Origin of the sequence: Pseudomonas sp. PD9R, from assembly GCF_019200975.1 — a bacterium.
In the GTDB taxonomy this organism is placed as follows: domain Bacteria; phylum Pseudomonadota; class Gammaproteobacteria; order Pseudomonadales; family Pseudomonadaceae; genus Aquipseudomonas.
The window spans coordinates 59,307-74,048 of the sequence record NZ_JAHTMR010000022.1 but is presented as its reverse complement, the minus strand read 5'-3'; the positions used below and the strand labels follow the sequence as shown (position 1 = coordinate 74,048).

The following is a 14,742-nucleotide window of genomic DNA, read 5'->3' as shown; positions in this document are numbered from 1 at the left end:
GATTTGTACTTATGCCGCCGCCGCTGATGACTGGCAACACCGGCTTCGCGCATCAAACTGCGAGCCATATGCCGCCCGACACGATGCCCCTTGGCYKKSAKCGCCTTGGCCCCCGGCGGGGTCGAACCCAAGCGCTCTTTACGAACCTGATCGACCCAGCGGCGCAAGGCGGTAGGGCCAATATCCAGACTGGCACAGACGTCGGGAACTGACTGCCCTTCATCCAGCACCATGCTGGCGGCCTTGAGCTTGAACTCTCTCGAATAAGATTTACGCATATCCAAACACCTCAGATTTGGGCGCCATCATAGCGCCCGATTGAAGTGTCCAAAATCATTAGGCCAGTTCAAGCTTGCTCGCTCCTACAATTGGCTTGCGGTGTTTCAGGGTTGTGATGGTTTCTTGAAGACGTAGAACAAATTCGGCTCGCTCACCAGGTACATCGTACCGTCGTCATCCATCGCGATGCCTTCCGCCTGCGGCACGCTCTTCTGCAATCCCTGACGCCCCTTGTTCAGCGACAGGGTGCTCATCGGTCGCCCATCCACATCCAGTTCCAGAATCAACCGCGATTCGTCCGACAATGCCAGCAAGTGACCGCTGCGCTCGTCATATTGCAGGCTCGACAGGTCGCGCACGAACATCCCGGCATCGCGCTTGGGGTTGTTGATCACATGCACTGCATAGGATTTTTCCGGGTTGAAGTGCGGAAAACCATGCACTTCATAGATCAGCATCGGGTCGCGCTCCTTGGCGACAAACAGCCGCTTGCCCACTGAGTCGTAAGCCAACCCTTCAAACCCCTTGTTGCCGCTCATGTGTACGCCGAGGGTCATCTGTTCGGCGTCCGCCGCATCGAGGAAGGTGGTGCCCTGCTCCAGATGAATCTTGATCAAGCGCTGCTGGCTTTCGTCAGTGACCACGTAGGTGTCGGCGCTGATGAACTCCACGGCCTCCGGATCACCGAAACCGATCAACGCCACGCGACGCAAGATCCTGCCGTCGAGAGACAATTCGATCAGCTCGGCGTTTTTATTGGTGACGGTAAACAGGCTTTTGCGCACCGGATCGTACGTCAGGGCAGAAACATCGTCTTCCAACCCTTCAATGACCTGCCCCTCCAAAACCACCTGATACTGATCCAGACCGATGGACTGGGTGCTCATCGGCTGCCAAAGCGTATACAGGTTGAACCAGGCGCGTTCGAACAGGCGCAGGTATTGACCGAGCGAGACCAGTGCGATCAGCACAATCACCGACAGGATCAGAATCAGGGGTTTGGGGCGGGCGAATCGACGCATTCGGGTGGGCTCGGAATCAAAACAGGCGGATGAAATATCACGCCTGTCTGAATTGAAGCTTAATGGCCATGTAGGAGCTGCCGCAGGCTGCGATCATTTGATCTTTCTTTTTAAAAACAAGATCAAAAGATCGCAGCCTGCAGCAGCTCCTACAGGGTTAGCGTTGTTTTTCGAAGCGGTAAAACAGGTTCGGCTCGCTCACCATGTACAGCGTGCCGGCCTCGTCCATGGTCACGCCTTCGGCGCGGGGAATAGTATTTTTCAGGCCATTGAAGCCGCCCAACAGCGCAATGAAACTGACCTGCTCGCCCTTTTTGTCCAGCTCCAGCAACAGGTGCGAGTCAGCGGACAGCGCCAGCATGTGGCCGGTCCGCGGATCAATGGCCAGGGCCGACAGGTTGCGCATGTCCAGTGCATGGCTGGCCATCTTCAATTTGTCACCCGTCAGCATCTTCCCGTCACCTTTCCAGGCGAACAAAGCAGGTGGACGCTCTTCGCCCAGCAACAATTGCTGATTGCGCGAATCCCAGGTGACGCCTTCGAACGCCTTGTTCTGGTCTTTCGACGGCCCGAGGTCGTACTTCGGGAAATTGGCGATATTCAATTCGCGAGTATCGGCATCGACCTTGACGATCGTAATCAGGTGTTCGCGCTCATCGACAATGGCCAGCAAGCCGTTACCGAGCACGGTGACACCTTCCGGGTTGCTCCAGCCCACCAGCGGCATTTTGCGCAGCACGTCACCCTGCAACGTCAACTCGACCAGAAACGGGTTCTTGCCCATCACCGAAAACAGGGTTTTGGTCTGGGGGTCATAGGCCAGGTCCGACGCTTCGTCCTTCTCCATGCCTGGCAACGGCTTGGCATCGATCACCGCCCGATAACCCGGAAGCCAGATGCTTGCCTCGCGCTCGGCCGGGCTTTTGAATTGTTCTTTCACCCAAAGTACGCCACGGGAATCCCAGTGCATGACAAACGCGAGGCCATACGCGACAGCGACGACCAGCAATAGCCAGGAATACCAACGCATGGCGAAGCGCGAACGGCGGGCAGTTTTTAGCGTGGACAGCGGTTGGGTGGCCATCAGGGATGCGTTCCAGGGGAGTTGATCGCAGGAGCGAACTTGCTCGCGAAAAGCGTCAGAACAACGCGTTCATGCAGCAAGCACGCGTTATCGTTGACGTCCATCGCGAGCAAGCTCGCTCCTACAGAGGCTTGCTTTGGGTTAGCGGACGCTGCTGGTGAAGCGGCTGGCGCCTGGCAACTCCAGCACAATCTCATCACCGACATTCAGCGGGCCTACACCCACCGGCGTGCCGGTCAGGATCACATCACCGGCCTGCAGCGAAAAGCAGCCGGCCATGTGCTGAATCATCGGCACAATCGGGTTGAGCATGACGCTGCTGTTGCCGTCCTGGCGCACTTCGCCATTGATGGTCAGGCGGATGCCGATGTCGGTCAGGTCGGCAAAGGTGCTGCCCACCACGAACGGCGCAATCACCGCCGCACCGTCGAAGGACTTGGCGATTTCCCACGGCAGGCCCTTGGATTTCAGCTCGGCCTGCTTGTCACGCAAGGTCAAGTCCAGGGCCGGGGCAAAACCGGAGATGGCATCAAGCACTTCTTCACGGCTCGGCTTGGTCGACAACGGCTTGCCGATAAGCACCGCGATTTCTGCCTCGTAATGCACCGAGCCACGCTCGGTCGGAATGCTGAAGCCACCTTCCAGCGGCACCACGCAACTGCCCGGCTTGATGAACAACAGCGGCTCGGTAGGCACCGGGTTGTCCAGTTCCTTGGCGTGCTCGGCGTAGTTACGGCCGATGCACACCACTTTCCCCAACGGGAAATGAATACGCGTACCGTCGACATACTGGTGCTGATAGCTCATTGACCGACTCCTGGTTCGTAGCGCTTAAGTTCGAAAGTCAAACAGCGAAAATCTTGCCCGGGTTCATGATGCCGTTCGGGTCGAACACTGCTTTTACCGCTTTCATGTACTCGATCTCAACCGGCGAACGGCTGTAGGTCAAGTAATCACGCTTGGTCATGCCCACGCCGTGTTCGGCGGAAATCGAACCGTTGTACTTCTCGACGGTTTCGAACACCCACTTGTTGACGGTGGCGCACTTGGCGAAGAACTCGTCCTTGCTCAGGTTATCCGGCTTGAGGATGTTCAAGTGCAGGTTGCCGTCGCCGATGTGACCGAACCAGACGATTTCGAAATCCGGATAGTGTTCGCCGACAATCGCGTCGATTTCCTTCAAAAATGCCGGGACTTTCGACACGGTGACCGAGATGTCGTTCTTGTACGGTGTCCAGTGGGAAATGGTTTCGGAGATGTATTCCCGCAACTTCCACAGGTTTTGCAACTGGGTTTCGCTCTGGCTCATCACGCCGTCCAGCACCCAACCTTGCTCGACGCAGTGCTCGAAGGTTTCCAGCGCGTGGTTGGCCACTTCTTCGGTCGTCGCTTCGAATTCCAGCAGCGCATAGAACGGGCAATCGGTTTCGAACGGAGCCGGCACATCGCCACGACCCATGACCTTGGCCAGCGCTTTGTCGGAGAAGAATTCGAAGGCAGTCAGGTCGAGCTTACTTTGGAACGCATGCAATACCGGCATGATCGAGTCGAAATCGGCGGTGCCGAGGACCATCGCGGTAAGGTTTTTCGGCGCACGATCCAGGCGCAGGGTCGCTTCGACCACAAAACCGAGCGTGCCTTCAGCACCAATGAACAGCTGCCGCAGGTCGTAACCGGTGGCGTTCTTGATCAGGTCGCGGTTCAGTTCCAGCACGTCGCCCTTGCCGGTGACGACTTTCATGCCGGCGACCCAGTTACGGGTCATGCCGTAGCGAATCACCTTGATCCCGCCGGCATTGGTGCCGATGTTGCCGCCAATCTGGCTCGAACCTGCCGAAGCGAAGTCCACCGGGTAGTACAGGCCTTTGTCTTCGGCAACGTTCTGCAAATGCTCGGTGACCACGCCCGGCTGACATACGGCGGTGCGGTCAGTCATGTTCACGTCGAGGATCTGGTTCATGTAGTCGAACGACACAACCACTTCGCCATTGGCTGCCACGGCAGCGGCGGAAAGCCCGGTGCGACCGCCGGACGGCACTAGCGCAACCTTGTGTTTATTGGCCCACAGGACAATCGCCTGGACCTGCTCGGTGGTCTTGGGGAACACGATGGCGGTCGGGGCCGGGGCGAAATGCTTGGTCCAATCCTTACCGTAAGCATTCAGGGAGTCGGCATCGGTCAGCACCTTGCCAGGCTCAACCAGGGTCTTCAGCTCATCAATCAGGGCAGGATTGGTCATCGACAGAACTCTCGAACAATTCATGGTCATCCTGAGAACGCTTCACGTCGCAGGAATGAGTGTTTAGCGGGGCGCATATGCTAGCATACCGACCCCGCAGCATAGTGCCCAACGGCTATTCTGCGGTGACGGCTGTCGTGCCGTCCGGGTCAGCGTCTGCTGGCTATCTCCTGCCATTTTTCTCCGGGATACAGGTTTACGCAGATGAGCAAGACTTCTCTCGATAAGAGCAAGATCAAGTTCCTTCTTCTCGAAGGCGTCCACCAATCGGCTGTCGACGTCCTCAAGGCGGCGGGCTACACCAGCATCGAGTACCTCACAGGTTCTCTGCCGGAAGCCCAGCTCAAGGAAAAGATCGCTGATGCTCACTTCATCGGCATTCGCTCCCGCACTCAACTGACCGAAGAAATCTTCGATCACGCGAAGAAGCTCGTGGCGGTTGGGTGTTTCTGCATCGGCACCAACCAGGTCGACCTGGACGCGGCCCGCGAACGCGGTATTGCCGTGTTCAACGCACCGTACTCCAACACCCGCTCCGTAGCCGAGCTGGTGCTGGCCGAAGCGATCCTGTTGTTGCGCGGCATCCCTGAGAAAAACGCTTCCTGCCACCGTGGCGGCTGGATCAAGAGCGCAGCCAACTCCTTTGAAATCCGCGGCAAGAAGCTGGGCATCGTCGGTTACGGCTCGATCGGTACTCAACTGTCGGTCCTGGCTGAAGGCCTGGGCATGCAGGTGTACTTCTACGACACCGTGACCAAGCTGCCACTGGGTAACGCCACCCAGGTCGGCAACCTGCACGAGCTGTTGGCCATGTCCGACATCGTGACCCTGCACGTACCGGAAACCGCTGCGACCCAGTGGATGATGGGCGAGAAGGAAATCCGCGCCATCAAGAAGGGCGGCATCCTGATCAACGCCGCGCGCGGCACCGTGGTCGAGCTGGACCACCTGGCGGCTGCCATCAAGGACAAGCACCTGATCGGCGCGGCCATCGACGTATTCCCGGTGGAGCCACGCTCCAACGACGAAGAGTTCGAAAGCCCGCTGCGTGGCCTGGACAACGTCATCCTGACCCCGCACATCGGTGGCTCCACTGCCGAAGCGCAGGCCAACATTGGTCTGGAAGTGGCCGAGAAGCTGGTCAAGTACAGCGACAACGGTACGTCGGTATCGTCCGTAAACTTCCCGGAAGTGGCTCTGCCGGCTCACCCTGGCAAGCACCGTCTGCTGCACATTCACGAAAACATCCCGGGTGTGATGAGCGAGATCAACAAGGTCTTCGCCGAAAACGGCATCAACATTTCCGGTCAGTTCCTGCAGACCAACGAGAAAGTCGGCTACGTGGTGATCGACGTAGACGCCGAGTACTCGGACCTGGCGCAAGAGAAGCTGCAGCACATCAACGGCACTATCCGTAGCCGCGTGTTGTTCTAAGAGCACTGCAGGAGCGAGCACTGCTCGCGAAAAACGTGCGGACACCACGGGCACCCAGACTGCCCACGTCATTATGGGTGCCCAACGCTGTAAAAAAGGGAGCCTTCGGGCTCCCTTTTTTGTATGCACCAGAACGTTATTTGACGTTTACGGTGATCTTCTTCGAGACGATTGGCGGATCGAACGGCATGTGGCCGCTGTCGCCCAGTTCCAGCTGCAAAGTGTGTTTGCCCGGAGTCAGCGTAACTTCAGCCTGGGTTTGCGCCTTGCCGAAATGTATGTGGTTGGCATCCGCCGGGATCGGCTGACCTGCGGCGGGCAACTTGTCGACATCAATCAGCAGGTGGTGGTGACCGGTGTTGGGGGTGACATCGCCTGCCGGCGCCAACGAAACGTTCTCGACAGCAAACTTGACGACGACCGTCTGCGGAACCGTCGCACCGTCCGCGGGAGAAACGATGGACACTTCAGCGCCCGCAGGTGCCGGCGTGGCCGCACTGGCCAGCACCGAAACGCCCATCAACAGGCCAGCCAAAGCAGCACGTGACATAAAGGTTTTCATTCTCTTCTCCAATTTTTCCGTAAAATCCGCGTGACCATCACAACTTCATGGTCAATCGTTGTCGAAGGCACTCGACAACCATAGCAAAGCGAACCTGAACAAAGCGTCGCGATAATGAATTCAAGGAGTGACCATGCGCTTTTTGCCTGGCTTGATCTGCCTGCTACCCCTTTTGAGCCCCTTGGCTCATGCCGAACTGATTGACGATGTAAACGACCGCGGCGAACTGCGCATTGCCCTTGAGGCTAATACACCCCCCTTCAATTTCAAGAAAGACGACAAGCTTGAGGGCTTCGAAGTTGAGCTGGGCCAACTGCTGGCCGACGAACTGGAAGTGCGGGCCGACTTTGTCGTGACCGACTCCGGCGATTTGTTGACCGGTGTTGAAAGCGGCAAGTACGACATCGCCATCAACCACATAACAGAGACCTCGGCGCTCAAGGATCGTTTCGACTTCAGCGGGCCTTACATTCAAACCAGTGCGCAATTGATCGCACAAAAAGAAGAGCCGCGCTCGATGCTGCTGGTGCAATCGCTGACAGAAGAGAAGCCCAAAACCGCGCCGACTGTGAGCTTGGCGATTCCGTTTCAGAAAGGTAATCCGGCATTTCATGCCAGCCTGGAAAACGCATTGCAGCGGATCAAGGCGGATGGCCGGCTGGCGGCGCTGGAGGAGAAGTGGTTTGGGGCGGAGTCGGGTGAGATGCCGAAGCCCTGACCCTCTAAAAATCTGAAGTGAAAGCCAAACCTGTGGGAGCTGGCCTGCTAGCGATAGCGGACTGACATTCAACATCGATGTTGACTGTTATGACCCCATCGCGAGCAGGCTCGCTCCTACAGGGTGTTGAGTTGTCTGTTAATCCTGCGCAGCCAAGGTAGCCGCCGCTTCAGCCAGTTCCAGCTCACTGAAGACTTGCACGCCATTGCGCTTGAGCAACGCCGCCGTCACGCCCTCGCCTCTGACTTTCACCCCGCTGAACGTCCCGTCATAGGTCAGCAGATTGCCGCAAGACGGGCTGTTGGCCTTAAGCACGGCAATGCGGATACCGTGCTTGTGCACCAATTCCAACGCTTGATTGGCCCCGGAAAGAAACTGCGCGCTGACGTCCTCGCCCTCGGTCGTGATCACCAACGCCTGACCGTCCAGCACTTCACCGCCCTGCCCGCCGGGAATCTCCGCAGCCGCCCGTGGTGTCGGCAACCCGCCGGCAACTTCCGGGCACAGCGGCACGACCCGACCTTCATCGAGCCATACCTGAAGCTGATCGAACGGCCCACTGGCCCCGCCGTCGTAACGTACGCGGTGACCCAACAGGCAGCGACTTACCAGAATTTTCTGCATGATCAGAACGGCTCGTTACCCCGACGCCGAAACCAGCCGGTCAATGACAGGCGTTCGCGGGTTGCGGGCAGGACTTCATGGGGGACTTCACCCGACAGGAACACCACCAGACATCCACCCGTAGGCTGCACGTCATAGGCGCGATCATTGCCCAGGTACATGCGCAACTGGCCGCCGTGCTCGGGCAGCCAGGCGTCATTGAGGTAGACCACCGCCGACACCATCCGCTTGTCGTCATCGCGAAAGCGGTCGACGTGCTTGAGGTAGAACGCACCGGGCGGGTACATCGCGAAATGGCTTTCGAAATCTTCCAGGCCCAGGAACAGATCGCGGTTCATCGCCTCCCGCAGGCTGTCCATCAAGCTTAGATAGCTGTCGCAAGCCTCAACCTGGCCCGGCTCGATCCACTGGATATGATCACCGCGAATCCCCTCGCGAATCTCCGAAGACGGCCCACGTCCGACCGCTGCGGGGGCCAACTCACCCTCGGCGGCACGTTTACGGCACTCGGCCGCCAATGTCCGGGTCAGATCCAGAGGCAGGAAAATATTTTGCTGCGACCAGCCGTTGGCAGCCAGGTCATCGACGATTCGTAACAGCAACGGGTGATCAGAAGGTATTTGCATGGCGCGCATAGTATTCCTGCGCCTGAAAATCCGACAGAGCCACGCAGCGGGTTGATACGAATTCTCGACAAGACCTTATGCCACACGGAGAATAGTCGCCTGCTGACAGGAGTCCCTATGCGCCGTTTGCTTTTCGCCCTGCTGATGTTCTGCGTTTTGCCCGCTTGGGCAGACGGCCACGACCAGTTGTACAAGGTCGCCGGCTGGCCAGAACAACGCGCGCATTTCAACGACGCCCTTTCGGCCGCTCAGCAACGCTATCAAAGCAGCCTGCCACCGGCGGTGTTCCAGGCCTTGGTCAACAACAGCAACCAGCGTTTTGACCCCAAGTCGGTAGACCAGCGCGCCGAATCGCAACTGCGCAAGAACCTCGCCGATCCGAAACCGGCACTGGCGTTCTTCCAATCACCTCTGGGCAAGAAAATTGTCGCCGCTGAATTGCTCGCGACTCGCCGCGATCAACTGGCGAAAAACGCCCAGGGCCTGCCCAAGATGCAAGCCAGCGACAGCCGCCTGTTGATCATCGGCCATCTGGCCCAGGCCCTGCCCGCTCGCGAGGCCGGCGCAGAAGTCAGCCTGGCCATTGCCGGGGTTGCGGCGGACAGCCTGAGCTCGATGATCCCCGGCCTGCTCGGTGCCGGTCAGGCTCAAGGCATGTTGAATGGGCAGCGTCAGCGATTGATGGACCAGATCGGCAGCGACCTGAACAACACACTGCTTTATGTCTATCGCGACCTGTCGGATGAAGAGCTGGAAGAATTCGCCACGTTTGCCGAGTCGGCGGAGGGCAAGGCTTATTACCAGGCGGCGCTGGCGGCGATTCGAGCAGGGTTGGCGGTGGGGCAGAGCACTTCCAACCTCAGCCAGTGAACTAGAAAAGATCTCGCCTTACCGATTCTGACGACTCATTCGCTTGCTCAAAAATCCGAAATACTCCCCCCGCAACGCCAGCACTTCATTCGCCAAATGATGCCGCGCCTCAGGCAGCATCAACACCTGGGGCCTATCGAACTTCGCCCGCAACACCTCAAGGTTATGCTGCCAATCCACCGTCATGTCGGCTTGCCCCTGCACAATCAGCGGTCGCCGGGGGCTGGCCGGTGCGGCTTCGACGCGTTTGATCCAGCGTGCCAGCGCTCCGACCCAGGCCGTTGGCAGACGTAGCGGCTGCAACGGATCGGCTTGCAGGAACGGCAAGAAATCCGGGTCGTTGGAGTTCTCGCTGAAACGCCGAGCGATGGCCTTTACGAAAGGTCTCATCAGGTAGTAGCTCAAATGCGACCAGCCCCACGCTCGCGGTCGCACCAACGGCGCCAACAGAATCACCTGGCCCTGGGCCGGACTGTTCACTCCTGCATTGAGCACATGATCGATCACGATCGCCCCGCCGGTGCTTTGCCCGCACAGGTGCCACGGTTGCGGCAGATCGAGGGATAGTGCCTCGGCAAACAACCCTTGCAGAGTGTCCTGGTACTCGGCGAAATCCTTGATGCTTGCCCGTTCGCCACTGGACAAACCATGCCCCGGCAGGTCGCAGGCGATCACGGCAAACCCCTGATCCAGCGCCCATTCGATCACGTGCCGATAGAGCCCGGTGTGATCGTAGAAACCGTGGAACACGAACAACGTCGCCTTCGCCCGCTCCGGCCACCAGACCTGGCTGACTACTTCATAACCGTCGACCTGAAAACGCCCCAGGCCACTGCGAACGTTGCGCGAGGGGAAATCCAGCCCGTAAAACCGTTGATAGGCCTGCGCCTCGGCTGACAGCGGCTGCCCCTCGACCAATGGCCGCAGGCTGGCGCGCAGATGATCGGGGTCGAAGGTGGCAGACATGGATTATTCCAAAGCGGGAAACGGACTTTATGGACCTGCGATATTCATCTGTCGCGGCAAGCATGGCAAGCTAGCCGATCCTCAAGGAGTGACCCCATGCGCTCGCGCTACCGCGCCACACTGTTTGCCAGCCTGCTTGTCATTGTGTGCGCCGGGGTATTGTGGGCGGCTTACGACTGGTTTCAGGGGCGCTACCTGCGAGCGTTCAGCGAGCACACGGCGCTGTTTTCCGGCGATCCACTGCGCCTGCCCGACACCCTGGCCGGCCCCGGTGCCATCCGTCTCGTGCACTTTTGGGACCCGGCCTGCCCGTGCAATGTCGGCAATCAACAACACCTCGGCGAGCTGGTCGCGCAGTATGGACCGCAGGGCGTTGAGTTTTACTCGGTGCAAAAACCCGGCAGCCACGGCCAATTGCCCAGCACCTTGAGCAGCCTGAAACCCCTCACGGTCTTTCCCGGCTCCGAAGAAATCCCCGCCAGCCCAGCCGTGGCGATCTGGGATCGCAGCGGCAAGCTTGCGTACTTCGGCCCCTACAGCGAAGGCCTGACCTGCAATTCCAGTAACAGTTTTATCGAACCCATTCTGAAAGCGCTGAATGAAGGTCGTGAAGTGAGTGCCACGCACACACTGGCGGTAGGTTGTTACTGCCCGTGGCCGGTCGATTCAACGAAGTAAGGAAAAACGCAGCAATACGAATCCCTCCTACGGGCGATGGGCCAAATCGACCTGCCGTGTTAAACAGTCGCACCAGGGAATTGCTGCCACTTATAACAACAAGGAGACACCATGAAACGTAGCCTGACCGCTCTCGGTTTGCTGATCGTCGCACTCGCCGCAGGCGCCGGCTGGTACGTCTACAGCAAGCAGCCGACACGTCAGGGCATGGTGGAACTGCAACACCTGCAAGGTTCGGTCACCGTGCGCTACGACGAGCGCGGCATCCCGCACATCCGCGCCGAAAACGAAACCGACCTGTATCGCGCCCTCGGCTATGTCCATGCCCAGGACCGTCTGTTCCAGATGGAAGTGCTGCGCCGCCTCGCCCGTGGCGAACTGGCCGAGGTGCTAGGGCCCAAATTGCTCGACACCGACAAGTTGATGCGTAGCCTGCGCATTCGCGAGCGCGCCGAAACCTACCTGGCGAATCTGGACAAACAATCCCCCGCCTTCATTGCCATGCAAGCCTACCTGGATGGCATCAACCAGTATCAGGACAGCCACGCCAAACCCGTGGAGTTCGATGTACTGGGCATTCCCAAGCGCCCGTTCACGACCCAGGACACCATCAGCATCGCCGGTTACATGGCCTACAGTTTTGCCGCGGCATTTCGCACCGAGCCGCTGCTGACTTACGTGCGCGATCAGTTAGGTGCCGACTACCTGAACGTGTTCGATCTCGACTGGCAGCCCAAGGGCGTCCTGGCGAAACAACACAACGACGCCCCGCTGTCTCTCGCCAGCACCGACTGGAAAGATCTCAACGCCCTCGCCCGCCTCAGTGAACAGGTGCTGGCCGATAACGGCCTGCCACAGTTCGAAGGCAGCAACGCCTGGGTCGTTTCCGGCAGTCGAACCAGAAGCGGCAAGCCGCTGCTGGCCGGTGACCCGCATATCCGCTTCTCTGCGCCGTCGGTGTGGTACGAAGCGCAGCTGTCGGCGCCGGGTTTCGAACTCTACGGCCACTACCAGGCACTGATGCCGTTCGCCTCGCTGGGCATGAACCGTGACTTCGGCTGGAGCATCACCATGTTCCAGAACGACGACCTCGACCTGATTGCCGAGACGGTCAACCCGGACAACGCCAATCAGGTCTGGTATCGCGGCAAGTGGGTGGACATGGTGACCAGCGAACAGCAAATCGCGGTCAAGGGCCAGGCACCGGTCACGCTGGTGCTGCGCCAGTCGCCCCACGGCCCGATCGTCAACGATGCGTTGGGCAGCGGCGTCGGCAAGACGCCGATCGCCATGTGGTGGGGCTTTCTCGAAAGCCAGAACCCGATAATTGAGGGCTTCTACCAGCTCAACCGCGCCGACACCCTGGCCAAGGCCCGCAGCGCTTCTGCCAAGATCCAGGCCCCCGGCCTGAACATCGTCTGGGCCAACGCCAAGGGCGACATCGGCTGGTGGGCGGCAGCGCAATTGCCAAAACGTCCAGCAGGTGTGCGCCCGTGGTTCATCCTCGACGGCAGCACCACCGACGCCGACAAGGACGGCTTCTACCCCTTCAGCGCCAACCCGCAGGAAGAGAACCCGGCACGGGGTTACATCGTCTCGGCCAACTTCCAGCCGGTGTCGCCGACGGGCATGGAGATTCCTGGTTACTACAACCTGGCCGACCGTGGTCAGCAGCTCAATCGTCAGCTTAGCGACAAGAGCATCAAGTGGGACCTGGAGGCCAGTCAGAAGCTGCAACTGGGCACCACCACCGCTTATGGCCCGCGTGTGTTGGCACCGTTGCTGCCGGTGTTGCGTGAAGTGGTGAGCGATCCCGCCGAACTCAAACTGGTCGAGCAACTGGCCCAGTGGCAAGGTGACTACCCGCTGGAATCCACCAGCGCCACGCTGTTCAACCAGTTCCTGTTCAACCTGGCCGACGCGGCAATGCACGATGAGTTGGGCAACGACTTTTTCGAAACGCTGCTCTCGACCCGGGTGATCGATGCCGCGCTGCCGCGCCTGGCAGCCAACCCAGACTCACCGTGGTGGGATAACCGCAACACCCTCGGCAAGGAAACCCGCGCCGATACGGTCAAGGCGGCATGGCAGGCCAGCATTGCTCACCTCAAAACCACGCTGGGGGCAGATTCCACGCAATGGCAGTGGGGCAAGGCGCATACCCTGACCCACGGCCATCCGTTGGGGCAGCAGAAGCCGCTGGACCGGATATTCAACGTCGGCCCATTTGCCGCGCCCGGTACTCATGAAGTGCCAAACAATCTGTCAGCCAAGATCGGCCCGGCACCTTGGCCAGTGACTTACGGCCCGTCGACCCGGCGCCTGATCGACTTCGCTGACCCGACCCACAGCCTGACCGTCAACCCGGTTGGCCAGAGCGGCGTGTCGTTCGACAGCCACTATGACGATCAGGCCGAGGCGTATGTCGAGGGGGTTTATTTCCAGGCGCATCTCAATGATGAAGAGGTGACAGCGAATACGCGTAGTACGTTGAAGTTGTTGCCGGCGCGGGGCAATCCTTGAAAGTCAAAAGACCGCAGCCTGCGGCAGCTCCTTGGGAATGCGTGCTCCTGTGGAAGCTGCCGCAGGCTGCGATCTTTTGATCTTCAATTTATCAACACTCAAACCATCGCCGCAAAATTCAATCGGAACTGCTGCGGCGTTACCCCAAGCCTGCGGTTGAACACACTGCGCATGTGCTGGGCATCACGAAAACCACACTGATAAGCCACCGTCTTGAGCGGTGAACGGGTGCTTTCCAGCATCACCCGTGCCGCATCCACCCTCGCCCGCTCGACGAATTCGGCCGGGGTGATTTTCGCTTCCTTGGCAAACACTCGGGAAAAGTTACGCGCGCTCATGTTGGCGGCATTGGCCAGGTCGGCGATGGTCAGGTCGCCGGTCAGGTTGGCCAACACATAGTGCTGAACCAACGCCACCGCTGATGCCGGCTCGGCGTGGGGTGTGAGGAACGGGCTGAACTGTGACTGGCCGCCCGAACGCTGGGTGAATACCACCAGCCGCTTGGCCACGCTCAGCGCGACTTCCGGTCCGTGGTCGCGACCCAGCAGGTACAGCGACAAGTCGATCCCCGCCGTGACACCCGCCGAGGTGTAAAGCTCGGCGTCCTGCACGTACAAGCGATCAGCCTCGACCTGCGTCGACGGGCACAGCGCAGCCAGTGCTGCGGCATCGCTCCAATGGGTGGTCACTGTCCGCCCTTCCAGCAAACCCGCACGGGCCAGCATGAACGCGCCGTTGCAAATCGAACCGAAGCGATTAGCGCGTGCACAGGCATCGCGCAGCCAGGCATCGAACACCGCGCCGAAATCCATGAACGGCAACTGCGGACCACCGGCCACCAGCAACAGGTCGTAGGCCTGAAGTGCGTCGCTGAAATGCCGATGGGCGTTCAGCGCCAGCCCGTTGGAGCACGCCATCATTGCGCGCCCGACACCAATCACCTCCAGCCGATAGTGATCCTCCGGCGCAAGGAACCGATTGGCCTCGGAAAACACATCCATGGGGCCGGTAACGTCTAGCGACTGCACGCCGGCGAACACCACGATGGCAACGGTTTTTTGCATGGTTAAAATTCACCTTCAAAGAGGAAAAAGATCGCAGCCTTCGGCAGCTCCTA

15 protein-coding genes are annotated in these 14,742 nt (G+C 59.4%); 5 read left to right on the top strand and 10 right to left on the bottom strand.

The genetic code is table 11. The features are described from left to right. The 5 genes from KUF73_RS28365 to KUF73_RS28345 all read right to left on the bottom strand — a co-directional run. Positions 1 to 278, bottom strand: a 278-nt coding sequence (locus KUF73_RS28365; RefSeq protein WP_218441270.1) for a transposase, incomplete at its 3' end; no start/stop codon positions are given. Positions 279 to 383: 105 nt separating this feature from the next. Next, the gene (locus tag KUF73_RS28360) at positions 384 to 1,301 is read right to left on the bottom strand and encodes an SdiA-regulated domain-containing protein (RefSeq protein ID WP_218441269.1); all 918 of its coding nucleotides are present in this window, start codon (positions 1,299 to 1,301) and stop codon (positions 384 to 386) included. Between the two features lie 157 nt (positions 1,302 to 1,458). Beyond that, complete coding sequence (locus tag KUF73_RS28355; RefSeq protein ID WP_218441268.1) at positions 1,459 to 2,385, bottom strand: SdiA-regulated domain-containing protein; 927 nt, start codon at positions 2,383 to 2,385, stop codon at positions 1,459 to 1,461. Between the two features lie 141 nt (positions 2,386 to 2,526). Further along, positions 2,527 to 3,192: a fumarylacetoacetate hydrolase family protein gene (locus KUF73_RS28350; protein ID WP_218441267.1), complete on the bottom strand. Its 666-nt coding sequence runs from the start codon at positions 3,190 to 3,192 to the stop codon at positions 2,527 to 2,529. Positions 3,193 to 3,229: 37 nt separating this feature from the next. Continuing rightward, positions 3,230 to 4,624 carry an FAD-binding oxidoreductase gene (locus KUF73_RS28345; protein ID WP_218441266.1) on the bottom strand — a complete coding sequence of 465 codons (1,395 nt, stop codon included), beginning with the start codon at positions 4,622 to 4,624 and terminating at the stop codon, positions 3,230 to 3,232. A gap of 204 nt (positions 4,625 to 4,828) precedes the next feature. On the opposite strand from KUF73_RS28345, the gene serA reads away from it, so the two are divergent. After that, positions 4,829 to 6,058, top strand: a complete 1,230-nt coding sequence (gene serA, locus KUF73_RS28340; protein ID WP_218441265.1) for a phosphoglycerate dehydrogenase — start codon at positions 4,829 to 4,831, stop codon at positions 6,056 to 6,058. Between the two features lie 136 nt (positions 6,059 to 6,194). Here the strand turns inward: serA and KUF73_RS28335 are convergent, their stop codons facing one another. Continuing rightward, the gene (locus KUF73_RS28335; protein WP_218441264.1) at positions 6,195 to 6,620 is read right to left on the bottom strand and encodes a DUF4399 domain-containing protein; all 426 of its coding nucleotides are present in this window, start codon (positions 6,618 to 6,620) and stop codon (positions 6,195 to 6,197) included. Between the two features lie 133 nt (positions 6,621 to 6,753). On the opposite strand from KUF73_RS28335, the gene KUF73_RS28330 reads away from it, so the two are divergent. Next, the gene (locus KUF73_RS28330; RefSeq protein WP_218441263.1) at positions 6,754 to 7,338 is read left to right on the top strand and encodes a transporter substrate-binding domain-containing protein; all 585 of its coding nucleotides are present in this window, start codon (positions 6,754 to 6,756) and stop codon (positions 7,336 to 7,338) included. Positions 7,339 to 7,476: 138 nt separating this feature from the next. Here KUF73_RS28330 and KUF73_RS28325 read toward each other — a convergent pair whose 3' ends face one another. Beyond that, on the bottom strand, positions 7,477 to 7,962 hold the full coding sequence (locus tag KUF73_RS28325; protein WP_218441262.1) for a DUF523 domain-containing protein: 486 nt from the start codon (positions 7,960 to 7,962) through the stop codon (positions 7,477 to 7,479). A gap of 2 nt (positions 7,963 to 7,964) precedes the next feature. Then, positions 7,965 to 8,597: a 2OG-Fe(II) oxygenase gene (locus KUF73_RS28320; protein WP_218441261.1), complete on the bottom strand. Its 633-nt coding sequence runs from the start codon at positions 8,595 to 8,597 to the stop codon at positions 7,965 to 7,967. A 108-nt stretch (positions 8,598 to 8,705) separates the two neighbouring features. Between KUF73_RS28320 and KUF73_RS28315 the strand changes: the two genes are divergently transcribed. After that, positions 8,706 to 9,458 carry a DUF2059 domain-containing protein gene (locus tag KUF73_RS28315; protein ID WP_218441260.1) on the top strand — a complete coding sequence of 251 codons (753 nt, stop codon included), beginning with the start codon at positions 8,706 to 8,708 and terminating at the stop codon, positions 9,456 to 9,458. 18 nt (positions 9,459 to 9,476) lie between these two features. Here KUF73_RS28315 and KUF73_RS28310 read toward each other — a convergent pair whose 3' ends face one another. Continuing rightward, positions 9,477 to 10,424, bottom strand: a complete 948-nt coding sequence (locus KUF73_RS28310) for an alpha/beta hydrolase (RefSeq protein ID WP_218441259.1) — start codon at positions 10,422 to 10,424, stop codon at positions 9,477 to 9,479. 96 nt (positions 10,425 to 10,520) lie between these two features. Here KUF73_RS28310 and KUF73_RS28305 point away from each other — a divergent pair, with 96 nt between their 5' ends. Both KUF73_RS28305 and KUF73_RS28300 read left to right on the top strand, forming a co-directional pair. Continuing rightward, positions 10,521 to 11,102 carry a DUF6436 domain-containing protein gene (locus KUF73_RS28305; RefSeq protein ID WP_218441258.1) on the top strand — a complete coding sequence of 194 codons (582 nt, stop codon included), beginning with the start codon at positions 10,521 to 10,523 and terminating at the stop codon, positions 11,100 to 11,102. Between the two features lie 111 nt (positions 11,103 to 11,213). Continuing rightward, positions 11,214 to 13,625 (top strand): penicillin acylase family protein, encoded by a 2,412-nt coding sequence (locus KUF73_RS28300; protein WP_218441257.1) that lies wholly within the window; start codon positions 11,214 to 11,216, stop codon positions 13,623 to 13,625. Between the two features lie 98 nt (positions 13,626 to 13,723). Here KUF73_RS28300 and KUF73_RS28295 read toward each other — a convergent pair whose 3' ends face one another. Next, complete coding sequence (locus tag KUF73_RS28295) at positions 13,724 to 14,689, bottom strand: GlxA family transcriptional regulator (RefSeq protein ID WP_218441256.1); 966 nt, start codon at positions 14,687 to 14,689, stop codon at positions 13,724 to 13,726. Positions 14,690 to 14,742: the final 53 nt, after the last annotated feature.